Origin of the sequence: Mesorhizobium sp. YL-MeA3-2017 (assembly GCF_030814575.1) — a bacterium.
GTDB lineage: Bacteria > Pseudomonadota > Alphaproteobacteria > Rhizobiales > Rhizobiaceae > Mesorhizobium > Mesorhizobium terrae.
On sequence record NZ_JAUSVH010000001.1, the window covers coordinates 4,860,331 to 4,874,679 of the forward strand.

At 66.5% G+C, this 14,349-nt stretch carries 13 protein-coding genes; 3 read left to right on the forward strand and 10 right to left on the reverse strand.

The features are described from left to right. The first annotated feature begins 1 nt into the window (after position 1). A complete protein-coding gene (locus QFZ88_RS22835; RefSeq protein WP_024925441.1) occupies positions 2-1,012 on the forward strand; it encodes a FecCD family ABC transporter permease in 1,011 nt (336 codons plus the stop codon). Between the two features lie 152 nt (positions 1,013-1,164). Further along, positions 1,165-1,596, forward strand: a complete 432-nt coding sequence (locus tag QFZ88_RS22840) for a GNAT family N-acetyltransferase (RefSeq protein WP_024925440.1) — start codon at positions 1,165-1,167, stop codon at positions 1,594-1,596. A 36-nt stretch (positions 1,597-1,632) separates the two neighbouring features. Here the strand turns inward: QFZ88_RS22840 and QFZ88_RS22845 are convergent, their stop codons facing one another. The 9 genes from QFZ88_RS22845 to murA all read right to left on the reverse strand — a co-directional run bounded on the left by QFZ88_RS22845 (position 1,633) and on the right by murA (position 12,240). Beyond that, positions 1,633-2,748, reverse strand: a complete 1,116-nt coding sequence (locus QFZ88_RS22845) for an anhydro-N-acetylmuramic acid kinase (protein ID WP_024925439.1) — start codon at positions 2,746-2,748, stop codon at positions 1,633-1,635. Further along, entirely contained in the window at positions 2,745-3,764 is a 1,020-nt protein-coding gene (locus QFZ88_RS22850) for a serine hydrolase domain-containing protein (protein ID WP_024925438.1), read from the reverse strand. Before QFZ88_RS22850 ends, QFZ88_RS22845 begins: the two co-directional genes overlap by 4 nt. A 16-nt stretch (positions 3,765-3,780) precedes the next feature. Further along, positions 3,781-5,544 (reverse strand): ABC transporter ATP-binding protein, encoded by a 1,764-nt coding sequence (locus QFZ88_RS22855; RefSeq protein ID WP_024925437.1) that lies wholly within the window; start codon positions 5,542-5,544, stop codon positions 3,781-3,783. Between the two features lies 1 nt (position 5,545). Next, positions 5,546-6,379, reverse strand: coding sequence for an ABC transporter permease (locus QFZ88_RS22860; RefSeq protein ID WP_024925436.1), 834 nt, complete (start codon positions 6,377-6,379; stop codon positions 5,546-5,548). Further along, the gene (locus QFZ88_RS22865) at positions 6,379-7,338 is read right to left on the reverse strand and encodes an ABC transporter permease (protein ID WP_024925435.1); all 960 of its coding nucleotides are present in this window, start codon (positions 7,336-7,338) and stop codon (positions 6,379-6,381) included. The genes QFZ88_RS22860 and QFZ88_RS22865 overlap by 1 nt, the downstream gene beginning before the upstream one ends. Before the next feature lie 105 nt (positions 7,339-7,443). Further along, positions 7,444-8,961 carry an ABC transporter substrate-binding protein gene (locus QFZ88_RS22870; RefSeq protein ID WP_024925434.1) on the reverse strand — a complete coding sequence of 506 codons (1,518 nt, stop codon included), beginning with the start codon at positions 8,959-8,961 and terminating at the stop codon, positions 7,444-7,446. 72 nt (positions 8,962-9,033) lie between these two features. Then, positions 9,034-9,966, reverse strand: a complete 933-nt coding sequence (murQ, locus tag QFZ88_RS22875) for an N-acetylmuramic acid 6-phosphate etherase (RefSeq protein WP_024925433.1) — start codon at positions 9,964-9,966, stop codon at positions 9,034-9,036. Between the two features lie 124 nt (positions 9,967-10,090). Continuing rightward, the gene (locus QFZ88_RS22880) at positions 10,091-10,987 is read right to left on the reverse strand and encodes an N-acetylglucosamine kinase (protein WP_024925432.1); all 897 of its coding nucleotides are present in this window, start codon (positions 10,985-10,987) and stop codon (positions 10,091-10,093) included. Next, positions 10,984-12,240: a UDP-N-acetylglucosamine 1-carboxyvinyltransferase gene (murA, locus tag QFZ88_RS22885; RefSeq protein ID WP_024925431.1), complete on the reverse strand. Its 1,257-nt coding sequence runs from the start codon at positions 12,238-12,240 to the stop codon at positions 10,984-10,986. Before murA ends, QFZ88_RS22880 begins: the two co-directional genes overlap by 4 nt. A gap of 128 nt (positions 12,241-12,368) precedes the next feature. Between murA and QFZ88_RS22890 the strand changes: the two genes are divergently transcribed. Further along, positions 12,369-13,226 (forward strand): MurR/RpiR family transcriptional regulator, encoded by an 858-nt coding sequence (locus tag QFZ88_RS22890; protein WP_024925430.1) that lies wholly within the window; start codon positions 12,369-12,371, stop codon positions 13,224-13,226. Here the strand turns inward: QFZ88_RS22890 and QFZ88_RS22895 are convergent. Continuing rightward, positions 13,223-14,200 carry a sterol desaturase family protein gene (locus tag QFZ88_RS22895; RefSeq protein ID WP_036254879.1) on the reverse strand — a complete coding sequence of 326 codons (978 nt, stop codon included), beginning with the start codon at positions 14,198-14,200 and terminating at the stop codon, positions 13,223-13,225. The two genes, QFZ88_RS22890 and QFZ88_RS22895, sit on opposite strands and share 4 nt — an antisense overlap. Positions 14,201-14,349: the final 149 nt, after the last annotated feature.

The window sequence follows — 14,349 nt, forward strand, 5'->3', positions numbered from 1 at the left end:
CGTGACGAGGTCCTACGGCGCGGCGATCGGTATTGGCGCGGCACTGATTGTCCTGCTGGCGCTGCTGTCGATCGCCTATGGCTCGACGGTCATTCCGTTGGGAGACGTGATCGCGGCACTTGCGCGCGCCGTCGGCCTCGACGCGGCCGCCGTTTCGGTGCCGGTCGAGAAGATCGTCGTCGACTTGAGATTGCCGAGGGCGATCCTCGCCATCTGCGTCGGCGCTGGCCTCGGCGTCGTCGGCGCGCTGTTGCAGACGGTGACGCGCAACGATCTGGCCGACCCGTTCCTGTTCGGCCTGTCGTCAGGCGCGGCCGCCGGCGCGGTTTCGGTCATCACCGTCTTCGGCGACCGGCTCGGCATCTGGACCTTGCCGCTTGCCGCCTTCGCCGGCGGCATCCTCACCGCGATCGTCGTGCTCTTGCTTGTCGCCCGCATTCGCGGCCAGGGGCCGGAACGGCTGATCCTCGCCGGCCTCGCCGTCTCGTTCCTGTTCACGGCGCTGACCAATTACCTGGTCTTCGCCGGCGACCAGCGCGCCGCCCATTCCGTGCTGTTTTGGACCATGGGCGGGCTCGGTCTCGCCCGCTGGAGCAATATCGGCCTGGCGCTTCTCGGCGCCACCGTCATCCTGGCCTTCGCGCTGCGCTACCATCGCTGGCTCGACGCGTTCCTGGCCGGCGAGAACACCGCCGAAAGCCTCGGCGTTCCGGTCGCCCGCTTCAGGACCTTCACCTTCCTGGCGGCCGCCTTCTCCACCGCCATCCTCGTCTCGGTCGCCGGCGTCATCGGCTTTGTCGGCCTGATGATCCCGCATCTGGCGCGCCGTTTCGCCGGACAGCTCCATCTGCGGCTGGTCATTGCCTGCGCGGTTTTCGGCGCCGTCCTGCTCCTGGCCAGCGATCTCCTGGCCCGCACCTTGCTGCCGCCGCAGGAACTGCCGATCGGCATCATCACCTCCTCGGTCGGCGCGCTCTTCGTGGTCGCGACCTTGCTGCGCAATCGGCTTTGAGGGGGAGGACCTGTCCGCCTATTCGCGATCTTCGCAGGCATCGGCCCGATCGATGCCAACAGCACCGCCGCGCCGTTGAAGCGGCCGGCGAAGGCCGCTACACCAAGTCCCGGATCGGCTTTGCCGGTAAGGCAGGGACTGGAAGGCACCGCATGAAGATCGAAGTCACCGAGACCCCCGACCCCGTGGTGCTCGCCGTCGTTGGCGACAGCCTCGCGGCGTTCAACGTTCAGGATGTCGGCCCGGCGGAGCGGCGCGCGCTGGCGGTGCTGGTTCGCGATGACAAGAGCAGGCTGGCCGCCGGCATCTCCGGCTACACCGCCTGGGGTTGGCTCTACGTGCAGTGGCTCTGGGTGGACGAGAGCCTGCGCGGCCAGAACATGGCGGCAAGGATGCTGCAGGCGGCCGAGGACGAGGCCACCGCGCGCGGCTGCCACGGTGCCTATATCGATACCTTCAATCCGACCGCGCTGAAGGTCTATCAGCGCCAGGGTTATCAGCCCTTCGGAACCCTGCCGGATTTCCCGAAAGGCCGCACGCGGACCTTTTTGGCGAAGAGTTTGCGGGTCGGCGAAGAAGGCTGACCCGCCGCCCCGCGAGTGGGGAGGCGAGGCCGCCTGTCACCCCGCGATGCGTCCGCCGGTCATCGGCTTCGGCACGCCGGTGGTGCTGGGGAAGCTGATCGGCAGGCCGCGCAGCGCGCGCACCGCCAGGAAGGCGAAACACTCGGCCTCCACGGCATCGCCGCGCCAGCCGAGCTTGTCGGCGGAAACCGCATCGACGCCGGCGCGGCTGGTCAGCATCGCCATGAATGTCGGGTTGTGGCGGCCGCCGCCCGACACGAACAGCGTCTTCGGCCGCCGCGGCAAAAGGTCGAGCGCCTTGCCGACGCAGGAAGCGCTGAACGCCGTGAGCAGGGCGGCGCCGTCCTCATCGCTCAAACCGTCGGCCATTGCCGCGGTGAAGTCGAAGCGGTCGAGCGATTTCGGGAAGGGCGCCGCGAGATAGGGGTGCTCCAGCAGCTTCGCCAGCCGCGCCTCGTCCACCTTGCCGGCGGCGCCAAGGGCGCCGTCGCGATCCATTTCGCCCAAGCCCCGCGCCTTGATGAAGTCGTTGATCGGGGCGTTCGCCGGGCCGGTGTCGAAGGCGACGATGTCGCCCTTGCCGTCCCACCAGGTGACGTTGCCGACGCCGCCCAGGTTGAGGATGGCGCTGTCACCGTGCGCGCCGGCCGTACCAAGCAGCGCCGCGTGATAGACCGCCGCCAGCGGCGCGCCCTGGCCCCCGGCGCGGATGTCGGCGGTGCGGAAGTCGTAGACCACTTTTGTGCCGAGAATGGATTGCATCAGCGCGCCGTCGCCGAGCTGGCGCGTGTCGCCAGGCCGGCCCTTCTGCGGGCCGCGATGCAGCACGGTCTGGCCGTGGAAGCCGACGACGCCGATCTCGGCCATCGTCATGCCGGCCTCTTCCACCACCTTTTTCACCGCCGCCGATTGCGCGCGGGTCAATGCGGCCTCGGCCTCGGCGAAGATCGCCGGTTCCGGCCCCTCGAAATTCCAGACGCGGGCTGCAGCCTGCGCTTCCTCCAGCATGGGGCGAATGGGGGCGTCGTAGGGCACCAGCGCATAGGCCCCGAAAGTCTCGATGCGTTCGCCGTCGGTCTTCAACAGCGCGACGTCGATATTGCCGTCGAGCACGGTGCCGGTCATCAGCCCGACCGACCAGATGGGGTTCATGGTTCTGCTCCGTTCAAGAGGTCGCCGACCTGGCGGCGAAGATCGACAATGCCGCTGTCGAAATGGCGGGTCGGGTGAATGCGGTTGGTGAGCAAGGTCCAGGCGTGGCCTGCGTCGAAGTCGATCCACAGCCCGGTGCCGGTGAAGCCGGTATGGCCGATCGTGCCGGCACTGCAACCATCGCCACCCGACCAGCCGGCATAAGCGTGTTCCCAGCCATGTGTGCGCCTGGCCGACAGCGGTTTCCGCATCAGCGCGACGGCGCTTGCCGAGGCGCCGCTGCCGTCGAGCAGGCCTTGCGCGAAGTCGAGCACCGAACCGGCCGTGCCGAACAGCCCGGCATGGCCGGCGCCTTGCAGGGCGGAACAATTGTCGTCATGCACCTCGCCACTCAAAACCCGGTGGCGCCAGGTGCAGTCCTCCGTCGCCGCCGATCGCTCCGGTTCGGCAAAGAACGCGAAACCCGGCCCCGCGTCCATGGCGCGGATCGTCTTGCCGGACAGCCGCTCCATGGCGAGCCCGAGAAGAATAAAATTGATGTCGGAATAGACCGGCTCGTCCAGCCGGCGCCATTCGCGTTGCAGCACGAAGGTGCGCAACAAATCGGGGTCGCGGCCATAGGTGTAGATCGGCGCGACGGCGGGGAACGGCGTCTGGTGGCCGAGGCACTGGCGGAACGTCACCTGCCGTTCCCAGGCATCGGCATCGTATTGGCGCAGGTCCGGCAGGGCCGTGGTCAAGGGCGCATCAAGATCGATCGCGCCTGCCTCGGCCAGCGCCAGGATGCGCGGCGTCGTGAAGATCACCTTGGTAAGCGAGGCGAGGTCGAACCAGCTGTCCTCCCGCATCGGCCGCTCGCCCGGCACGCGTTGCGCCAGCCCGATGGCGCGGGTCAGCCGCTGGCCGTCGCGCGTCGCCAGGCCCAGCACGCCGCCGGGGATGCGGCCGGCTTCGATCGCCCCCTGCAGCGGGGCAAAGGCACGGTCGAAACGCTGGCGGAAATCGTCGCTGGCCATTCCTTGTTGTTCCCCTTCAGGCCTCCGCACGCACCTTGTGGTCGCGCCCATATTCGCGCCATGTCGCCGGCGGCGGCTCGAAACCGAGCGGCCTGACCAGCGAGGGCACCTGCCTTGTATCGAGCTCGAAATGCTGGCGCCGCCGCGCGATGGTCGGCACCGCGCCGATCAGCTTTTTCGTGTAGGGATGCTGCGGATCGGACAGCACCGATTTCGCCTCGCCGATCTCGACGATCTGGCCGGCAAACATCACGGCAACCCGGTGCGCGATACGTTCCACCACCGCCATGTCGTGCGAAATGAATAGATAGGCAAGGCCGTATTCGCGCTGCAGGTCGACCAGAAGTTCCAGCACGCGTGCCTGTACCGAAACGTCGAGCGCGGAGACAGCCTCGTCCAGCACCACCACCGAGGGGTTGAGCATCAGCGCGCGCGCGATGCACAGTCGCTGGCGCTGGCCGCCGGAAAACTGGTGCGGATAACGCGCCAGGCTGTCCTGCGGCAGCCCGACGCGCGCGAGCAGCGCCGTCATCCTGGCGCGCACAGTGGCGTCGATGCGCTGGCCGGCGGCGATCACCGGCTCGCCCAGTATCTGCTCGATGCTGAGGCGCGGGTTGAGCGAGGCATAGGGGTTCTGGAACACCATCTGCACCGGCAGCCGGCTTTGTCCGGGCCGCGCCGCATGTGCGTCGACCGAGAACGCGCCGCGCGTCGGCGCCACGAGACCAAGCACGGCGCGCGCCGTGGTCGACTTGCCCGAGCCGCTTTCGCCAACGATCGCCAGCGTTTCGCCGGGCAAAAGGTCGAAGCCGACGCCATCCACCGCGTGAACCGCGCCGAAAGGCCGGCTCAGCCAGCCGCTCTTCAAGGGATAACGCACGACGAGATCGTCCACCGCGAGCGTCGGTTTGGCCACCGTCGGCCGCATCTCGTCCGCCTGCGCGCGGATGGTGTCCGTCCGTGCCGCGTCGCCGCCGGAAAAGTGCGGCACGGCATGCAAAAGATGTTTGGTATAGGGATGCTGCGGATGGTCGAGGATCTGGCCGAGCTCGCCCTGTTCGACCGCGTGGCCGTCCTGCATCACCATCACGCGGTCGGCGATGCCGGCCACCAGGCCGATGTCGTGGCTGATGAAGATCATCGACATGCCGGTCTCGCGCCGAAGCTCGGCCAGCAGCGCCATGATCTGCGCCTGCACCGTCACGTCGAGTGCCGTCGTCGGCTCGTCGGCGATCAAAAGGCGCGGGTTGCAGGCCAGCGCCATGGCGATCATCACCCGCTGCAGCATGCCGCCGGAAAGCTGGTCGGGCGTGGCCGACAGGCGCCGCTCCGCATCGGGGATGCGCACCCGCTCCAGTGCCTCGCGCGCCGCCGCTTTGGCTTGTCTGCCGGTCAGGCCGCGATGCAGCCGGAACGCTTCTTCCACCTGCGCGCCGATGCTCAGCACCGGGTTCAGCGAGGTCATCGGCTCCTGGAAGATCACGCCGATTTCGGCGCCGCGGATTTTCGTCAGTTCCTGCGTGCTGGCGCTGCCGATGTCGGTGACCGTGCCGTCGGCGCGCAGCAGCTCGATGGTGCCGCTGGTGATGCGGCCGCCGGCATAATCGATCAGCCGGTTGGTCGACAGCGCGGTGACCGATTTGCCCGAGCCGCTTTCGCCGACGATCGCCAGCACCTCGCCGACGCCAACCTCGAAGCTCACGCCATGCACGACTTCCTTGGCATCGGGCGCTCGGCCAAAGCTGACATGCAGGTCGCGGACGGAGAGAATGGGTTTCATCTCACGCCCTCCTCGTCTTCGGGTCGAGGATGTCGCGCAGCGCGTCGCCGAGCAGATTGAAGCCCAGGATGGAGAGCATGATGGCCAGTGCCGGGAATGCCAGCAGCCACGGCGCCTGTTCCATCAAATTGCGGCTGTCGCTCAACATCAGGCCGAGCGAGGCGGCCGGTGGCTGGGTGCCGAGGCCGAGGAAGCTCAGGCCCGCCTCCGTCAGCAATGCCCAGGCGAGCGCCAGCGTCACCTGCACGGTGAGCGGCGCCACGAGGTTGAGCAGCAGGTGGCGGGTCAGGATGTAGAAACGGCTGGAGCCGAAGGTGCGCGCGGCGTCGACGAAGTCGCGGGTTTTCAGCGAAAGCGCCGGGCCGCGCACCACGCGTGTGAAGATCGGCGTGTAGACGATGCTGATCGCCACCACGCTGGTCCAGGTGCCGGGTCCGATGATCGTCACCACCAAGAGAGCCAACAGGATTGCGGGGAAAGCCAGCAGCACGTCCATCAGCCGCATCATCACCGTGTCCCAGCGTTTGCCGTACCAGGCGGCGGTGAGGCCGAGCACCGTGCCGGAGAGCGCGGCCGCCGCGACCGAGAAGAAGGCCACGGTGAAGGATTGGCCCACTCCCTTCATCAGCCGGCTCGCCACGTCGCGGCCGAACAGGTCGGTGCCCATCCAGTAGGAGGGAGACGGCCCGTGCAGCCGGTCGATGCGGTATTGCATCAGCGGATCGTGCGGGGTCAGGCCGAAGGCGCCGAACAGCGCGATGACAACATAGACCAGCACGATCGCGCCGCCGATGCGGCCGCTGGGATGCGCGAAGATGGCTCTGACCATGCCCATCACCGGCCTTCCAGGCGAATGCGCGGGTCGAGCGCCACATAGGCGAGGTCGACCAGGAGGTTCACGATCATGAAGTTGAGGGCGATGAACAGCACCGAGCCCTGCACCAGCGCGTAGTCGCGCTGCAAAATCGCTTCCAGCACCATGCGGCCAAGGCCGGGCAGCGCGTAGATCTGCTCGACGATGACGGCGCCGCCCAGCAGGTAACCGAATTCGATGCCGCTCAGCGTCACCACCGGCACCAGCGCGTTGGGCAGCGCGTGCCGCCAGATGACGCTGCGTTCCGGCGCGCCCTTGGCCCGCGCCGTGCGCACATAGTCGTCGCTCAGCACGTCGAGCATGGCCGAGCGCGACACCCGCGTCACCGATGCGGCGAAGGCGCAGCCCAGCGTGACCGCAGGCAGGATCATCTGGCCGAGATTCTGCAGCGGATCCTGCCAGAGCGGGGTGAAGGCGCCCATCGTCGGCAAAACGCCGAAACCCGCGGACAGGATGTAGATCAGCACCAGCCCGACGACGAAGCTCGGCGTCGACTGGCCGATCATGGCGGCGACGCGCACGCCAAGGTCCGCCGGCCGCTCGTTGCGGGTGGCGGCGAAGACGCCGGCCGGCACGCCGATCGCCAGCGCGATCAGCATCGACAGCAGCGCCAGTTCCAGCGTCAGCGGGAAACGCTCGAGGATCACCGCCAGCACCGGCTTGCCATAGGTGACGGAAATGCCGAGATCGCCCGAAAACAGGCCGGTGAACCAGCGCCAGTATTGCACCGGCCAGGGTTGGTCGATGCCGAAATAGGCAGCGAGCGACGAGCGCTGCTGCGGCGTCAAAAGGCCGGCCTCGGTGCCCAGCATCGCGGTGATGGCATCGCCCGGCACGAGACGGATGGCGATGAAGACGACGATCGAAACCCCGATCAGCACGAGGGGGAAGGCCGCAAGGCGCCGTATCAGATAGTTCACGCGACGTGCCCTTGTGTCGGGATGTGCGGGGTGTCGGGATGTGCGGGTTTCGGTCAGGCGAGGCGCCTTACCCTCCCGGTTGAAGGAAAGGTAAGGCCGTCCGCGTCATTGCCCGACGGTCACCTTGCCGAGGCTGGCCAGCGAGCCCGTCGGCATCGGCACGAAGCCCTGCACGTTCTTCTGCTGCGCCGTATAGCCATAGGAGGTGTAGAGCCACACCCAGGGCGATTTTTCGGCGAGCTCCTTGTCGAAATCGGCGAAGATCGCCTTGCGCTTTTCCGGATCGGTCTCGACGCGGCCCTTCTGCAGAAGCGCGTCCAGCGTGTCGTCGGCGAAGTTCGAGACCTTTTGCAGGTTGCCGTTCTTGGTCCAGTAGCGGTTGTACATCGTATATGGATCAGGCCGGCCGCCATTCAGCGCGATCGCCATGTCGAAATCGCCCTTCAGCCAGGTGTCGACATAGACGTTCAGCTCCATCATCTTGATGTCCAGCTTGACGCCGATCTCGGCGAGCTGCGCCTGCAGCACCTGCGCCTCGGCCGCCGCCGTCGGCGGCTCGCCGGTGGCGGCGATGACCGTGGCGGTGAAACCGCCGGTCATGCCGGCATCCGCCATCAGCTTCTTCGCCTTCTCCACGTCGCGCTTGTAGCAGAACAGCGTGTTCGGATCGGAGGCGAAGAACGGCATGGTCAGCGGGCCGGTCACCTTGCCTTCGCCAAGCGAGGCGGTGTCGAGCACTGCCTGCCGGTCGACGGCGCAGGAAATGGCCTGGCGCACCGCCAGCTCGTTCATCGGCTTGCGCGCCGGGTTCAATTGCAACACGTGATAGGCAAGCACCGGCGCGCGGTTCAGCTGCAGCTTCGGCTCCTTCGGCACCAGCGTGGCGATCAGCGGGTCGTTGAGCAGCGCGAAGTCGATCTGCCCGGTGCGCATCGCCGCCAGGATGGCGGTTTCGTCGGGCAGAACGCTGATCTCGATGCCCTCGACGCCGGTCGCTCCGCCGGCCCAGTCCTTGTTGGCGGTGAGTATTTCCTTGGAATTCGGGTCCCAGCGCTCCAGCTTGAACGGGCCGGAGCCGACGGCCTTGGTGCCGATGGTGCCGGCGGCGATGTCGGCCGCCGGAACGATCGAGGAATTGGTGTCGGTCATCGCGGTCAGGATCGGCGCGTCCGGCTGCGACAGCTTGAAGGTGACGGTTTCCGCGTCCGGCGTCTCGATGCTGGCGATCGACAGATAGTTGGCGCGGTTGGCCGCCCCCGTCTTCTCGTCGAGGATGCGCTCGAACGAGGCCTTGACGTCGGCCGGAGTGACCGCTGCGCCGTTCTGGAATTTCGCCTTGGGGTCGAGCTTGAAGGTCAGTTCCTTGCCATCGGCGGAGAAGGCCCAGCTCTTGGCGATGCCGGGCACGATCTTGAGTTCCGCATCGAGGCGCACCAGCGGCTCATAGATGAGTTCCAAAAGACGCAGCGAGGAAAAGGCTGTCTGCTTGTGCGGGTCGAGGCCGGTGGCATCCTGCGCCCAGGCCATGCGCAGCTTGGCCGCGTCGGCGGTGCCGGCAAATGCGGTGGCGCCGAGCACGATGGCCGCGGTCAGGCCGAGCAGGCGCTTGAATTGACTGGTCATTTCATCCTCCCTTTATGTTCTTCTTGGTCGAAATGGTCTTCTTTGTCCAAGTCCGGATCGATGCCGACAGCCTCACATCGCGGCAGGCCCGCCGTGTTCGATCGCTTTTCGCAGGAAGCCGTTAGCACCTTCCAGCGCAATCCGCGCCTCGGCGAGGTTCATCCCCGTCATTGTGATCAGGATGGCCAGCTTCACGTCGTTATGGGTCTTGGCAAGTGCCGCTTCAGCCTCCTCCAGCGTACACTCGGTCGCCTGCATGACGATGCGCGCCGCGCGCGCCACCAGCTTCCTGTTCGACGCCTTCAGGTCGACCATCAGGTTCTGATAGGTCTTGCCGATCTTCACCATGCTGGCCGTGGTCAGCATGTTCAGCACCAGCTTCTCGGCGGTGCCGGATTTCATCCGCGTCGACCCGGTCAGCGCTTCCGGGCCGACCACGGGCGAAATGGCAATCTCGGCGATATCGGCAATCGTCGATTGCGGGTTGCAGGACAGCGCCACCGTGGTGGCGCCGATCTTCCTGGCGTGGTTCAGCCCGCCGATGACATAGGGCGTGCGCCCGCTGGCCGCGATGCCGACCACCACGTCCTTCGCGGTCAGCCCGATCTCGGCCAGCGCCTCGGCGCCCTTGGCCTGGCTGTCTTCCGCACCCTCGGTCGCCTTCAAAAGCGCGTCATAGCCGCCGGCGATCAGCCCGACCACCATGGTCGGCGGCACGCGGAAGGTCGGCGGACATTCGGAGGCGTCGAGCACGCCGATGCGGCCGCTGGTGCCGGCGCCCATATAGATCAGGCGGCCGCCCTTCCGGAAGGCGGCGGCGATGCGGTCGACGGCGGCGGCGATCTCAGGGATCACCTTGGCGACCGCGCCGGCGACGCCCTGGTCCTCGTCGTTGATCCTGCGCAGCAATTCGACCGTCGGCAACAGGTCCATGTCCATGGTGCGCGGGTTCCGATCCTCGGAAACCAGTCGCTCCAGCTCCGCTATCAGGCCTTGTTCGGACACGATCTTCACCTGCGCATTCCCGTTTGGACCGCATCGATACCGGTCCGGTAGTATCCCGTTAACTTTTTAGAATGCATTATTCCTTTGTGTCAATATAGGATGGAATTAAATATTCCAAACCACCTCAAGGCGGGCAATTCGCCATCCGGCTACCGGCCCGCCGTGCCAGGATGATGGCGCCCGACACCGCGTCGCCATCGGCCGGTTTCAGCCGCCGGCGCACATCAGGCGCCAGCCACGGTTCCAGCGGGCTGGCCAATCCGCCTAACAAGGTGACGCGCGGCGCTCCCTTGTCGAACAGCGTGCGCACCAGCGTGTCGATCTGCTCGGCCGCCGCCTGCACGATGCGCCGTCCCGCCGCGTCGCCCTGGTCGGCATGGCGCATCACGGTCGGGGCGAGGGCCGCGTAATCGGTCGCCGTGGCGCGATCCATCCAGGCCACCGCCTCCATCGGATCGTCTTGAAAACGCTGCATGATTTCCGAGAGCAGGGCGGAGCGGTCATGGCGGCCGTCCTGGGCGCGCAGCGCCAGTTGCACTGCCTTCAGTCCTAGGTCGGCGCCGCTGCCTTCGTCCGAGATTGGAAAACCGTAGCCGCCGACGCGCAGATTGCGGTCCCCGACAAAACCCAGCCCGATCGAGCCCGTGCCGGCGATGACAATGGCGCCGTCGAGGCCCGAATGGGCGCCAAGGCAGGCGCCCATGCCATCGCTGGTGAAGTCGATGCCGAGAAAGGGATGCTCGATCGCCCGCAGCGCCTCCAGCGCGCCCTTGCGGCCGATGCCGGCCAGGCCGATGCCGGCGAAGGTGTGCTTGAGTTCGGCCCGGCCGAAGCCGGCCTCCTCGGCGGCCGCCCCGAAGGCGCGCGCGATCGAGGCCCATGCGGCTTCGATGCCAAGCCGCGTCGTCGCCGGTCCGGACAGGCCCTGGCCGAGCACCGTGCCGCCTTCGTCCTCGATGCGGGCGCGGCAGCCGGTGCCGCCGCCGTCGACGCCGAGATAGAAATGCGGCGCGGCGCTCATTCGCGGAACCGCTCGATCGTCGCGCCGCACATGCGCAGCTTGCGGTCGAGGCTCTCATAGCCGCGGTCGAGGTGGTAGACGCGGTTGACCACGCTTTCGCCCTCGGCCACCAGCGCCGCCAGCACCAGCGAAACCGAGGCGCGCAAATCGGTTGCCATCACCTGCGCCCCGCGCAGCGGGTTGCCGCCGCGCACCAGCGCCGAGGTTCCCTGCAAGGTGATGTTGGCGCCCAGCCGCATCAGTTCCGGCACGTGCATGAAGCGGTTTTCGAATACCGTTTCGCGCAGCAGTGAGGCGCCCGGCGCGCAGCACATCAGCGCCATGAACTGCGCCTGCAGGTCGGTCGGAAAGCCGGGATAGGGCTCGGTGGTGACGTCGACGGAACGCAGCGGCCCGTCGCGCGAGACGATCAGGCCACGGTCGCCGGGCCACACGCTGACGCCGGTCGCCTCCAGGATCTGCACCACCGAGGCGAGGTGCTCCAGCCGCGCATGCGTCAGTTCCAGCTGTCCGCCGGTGATGGCCGCCGCGATCGCATAGGTGCCGGCCTCGATGCGGTCGGGAATGGTGTGATGGCTGGCGGCGCGCCAGCGCGTATCGCCTTGCACGAGTATGCGGTGCGTGCCGGCGCCCTCGATGGTGGCGCCCATGGCGCCAAGGCAGGCGGCGAGGTCGGCCACTTCCGGCTCGCGTGCGGCATTGACGATCTCGGTCTCGCCCTTGGCGGCCGTTGCCGCCATCATCGCCGTCTCGGTGGCGCCGACCGAGGGCGAGCCGAGCACGATGCGTGCGCCGGTCAGGCCGTCCGGCGCGTTGGCCACGATCGACCCGCCCTTGATGCCGATGTCGGCGCCCAATTGTGCGAGTGCCTTGATATGCATGTCCACCGGCCGCGCGCCGATGGCGCAACCGCCGGGAAGCGATACCTGCGCCTGGCCGAAGCGGGCGAGCAGTGGCCCCAGCACCAGCACGGTGGCGCGCATCTTGCGCACCGTGTCGTATGTCGTCTCCCTGGAAGCGGCCGCACTGGTGTCGATCGTCACCGCCTGGGCCGAACGGCTGATCTGGGCGCCATGCTGGGCAATCACATTCAGCATGTTGTCCACGTCGCTGACCGCCGGCAGGTTGGTCAGTTCCAGCGGGGAGGGGCTGAGCAGCGATGCCGCGATCTGCGGCAGCGCCGCATTCTTGGCACCGGAAATGGCGACCGCGCCTTGCAGTCGCTGCCCGCCGACAATGCGCAATCTGTCCATGGTTCAGGGTCCATTCCGGCAGCTGTTGAACTGGCGGTACCATGGCGAGAGTTGACCGGGATATTCTTCCCTGTCAACCTGCGTTGGAATATTCTATTCCTTGCCCGATTGGCAAAGAAGCAGGCTCTATGTCGGTTCTCAAGAAGATCCACGCCACGCTCGACACCATGGCGCCGGCCGATCGGCAGATCGGCCAGTTCATCGTCGATAATCCCGACGAGATGCTGCAATTGTCGTCCGCGGCGCTGGCCGAGCAGACCGGCCGCAGCCAGTCCAGCGTCGTCAAGTTCTCGCAGAAGCTGGGTTATTCCAGCTATCAGCAATTGAAGCTCGCCGTCAGCGAGGCCAAGGCCAAGCAATGGCACGCGCCGGCCGGCATGGTGCATGGCTCGATCGAGCGCGGCGACGGCTATATGACCGTCCTGCAGAAGCTGGTCGCCTCCAAGCTCGCCTCCATGCAGCAGAGCATGTCGGTCAACAGCGAGCAGACCATCGGCGAGGTGCTCGACCGGCTGGACAAGGCCGGGCGCATCCATCTTGCCGGCGTCAGCGCCTCGGCGCTGGTGGCGCGCGATTTCGCCATCAAGCTGATGAAGCTGGGCCGCAACGTCCTGCACGACAGCGACAGCCATGTGCAGCTCGCCAGCGCCTCCTCGCTTGGGCGCAATGATGTTCTCTTCGCGCTTTCGCATTCCGGCGCCAGCATCGAGACGCTGCGTATCGCCGAACTGGCCAAGGCCCGCGGCGCCGCGGTCATCGTCATGACATCGCTGAAAAACAATCCGCTCAGCCGCATCGCCGATGTCGTGCTCTATTCAGTCGGCGACGACGATGGCGTGCGCTCCTCCGCCATTTCGGCCCGCGACGCGCAATTGGCGCTCACCGATCTTTTGTTCATCCTTCTGGTGCAACGCCAGCCCGACGCCAACGAACACATCCGCGACAGCGAGATGGCGGTGTCCGCGCTCAAGCAGGATGCATCCTAGGCTTCCTGCCGCTCCGGCTGTTCCTGGCTTTTTGGGACGCTCCTGTCGCTTTCGCGCGGAGCCTTGCCCATGATCCGCCGCATGCCGGCCTTGGAGAAGGGCTGCACGATCTGGCCGAGGAAGCTCTTGTCGATGGTTCCGCTGATGCCGATGTCGGTCGAGGATGGGCGCGGCGGGTTGAGATAGGTGCCGAACACCTGGTCCCATATCACGATGTTCTCGCAATAATTGGTGTTGCCTTCGCGCAGGTCGCGCGAATGGTGCCAGCGATGGATGCGCGGCGTGGTGAAGATCCGGTCGAGCAGGCCGGTGCGCATGTCGATGTTGCAATGGGTGAGCAGGCCGATGAACACCGAGACCGCGCCCAGCCACAGAAACACCGGCAGCGGCGCGCCCAGAAGATAGAGCGGCAACTGGCCAAGCAGCATCTTGAACAGCGAATCGACGAAGTGGAATCGCCCGGTGTTGAGCACCCACAGCCGCTCCACGCTGTGGTGCAGCGCATGGAACCGCCACAGCGTCAGGCGTTCGTGGCTCAGCCGATGCGCGAAATAGAGCCCGAATTCGGCGATCACCAGGCCGAGAACGGCTTGCACGAACATCGGCGCTTCGCTTGGCCACAGCGAATAGGAAGGGTGCAGCGCCGGTTGCGCGATGGTCGCGAACAGAAGCGGAAACGAGGTGGTGATGGCGGCGGCGATCTGCGTCAGCCCCTTGGTCACCGTGGTGTGGGCGACATTGTTGAACGTCTCGCCATCCGGCTCCAGCCAGCTCCGCTCATAAGGCATCAAACGCTCGAAAAGCGCGATGACGGCGATGCTGGTGAGGTAGACGACGTTGAACCACAGGATCGGATGGTCGCTTTCGAAAGCGAAATACGAGCCGATCATGCTGGCGGTGAAGATGACTGGCCAGAGAATGACGGAGAGAAGCCCGTAGATCATGCTCCGCGGATTGAAGTATGTCGCCTGCATGCTGTCCTTCTCGGGCTCGATCTGTCATCGCGGCTCAGTATGGCGGCCGGATTACAAGAGCCTTGCAAATCTCCGTCGCAGGCAGAAAATCGACGGATTGGTGAAATCGCATCCTATTGACCAGGACGCTGCGGATTCGCCGGGCAGTT

Bases quoted from the DNA above. Each gene is read 5' to 3' on its own strand.
- QFZ88_RS22840 (WP_024925440.1), top strand. From the start codon at position 1,165: ATGAAGATCGAAGTCACCGAGACCCCCGACCCCGTGGTGCTCGCCGTC.
- QFZ88_RS22860 (WP_024925436.1), bottom strand. From the start codon at position 6,379: ATGGGCATGGTCAGAGCCATCTTCGCGCATCCCAGCGGCCGCATCGGC.
- QFZ88_RS22845 (WP_024925439.1), bottom strand. From the start codon at position 2,748: ATGAACCCCATCTGGTCGGTCGGGCTGATGACCGGCACCGTGCTCGAC.
- QFZ88_RS22850 (WP_024925438.1), bottom strand. From the start codon at position 3,764: ATGGCCAGCGACGATTTCCGCCAGCGTTTCGACCGTGCCTTTGCCCCG.
- murA (WP_024925431.1), bottom strand. From the start codon at position 12,240: ATGGACAGATTGCGCATTGTCGGCGGGCAGCGACTGCAAGGCGCGGTC.
- QFZ88_RS22870 (WP_024925434.1), bottom strand. From the start codon at position 8,961: ATGACCAGTCAATTCAAGCGCCTGCTCGGCCTGACCGCGGCCATCGTG.
- QFZ88_RS22880 (WP_024925432.1), bottom strand. From the start codon at position 10,987: ATGAGCGCCGCGCCGCATTTCTATCTCGGCGTCGACGGCGGCGGCACC.
- QFZ88_RS22855 (WP_024925437.1), bottom strand. From the start codon at position 5,544: ATGAAACCCATTCTCTCCGTCCGCGACCTGCATGTCAGCTTTGGCCGA.
- QFZ88_RS22890 (WP_024925430.1), top strand. From the start codon at position 12,369: ATGTCGGTTCTCAAGAAGATCCACGCCACGCTCGACACCATGGCGCCG.
- QFZ88_RS22895 (WP_036254879.1), bottom strand. From the start codon at position 14,200: ATGCAGGCGACATACTTCAATCCGCGGAGCATGATCTACGGGCTTCTC.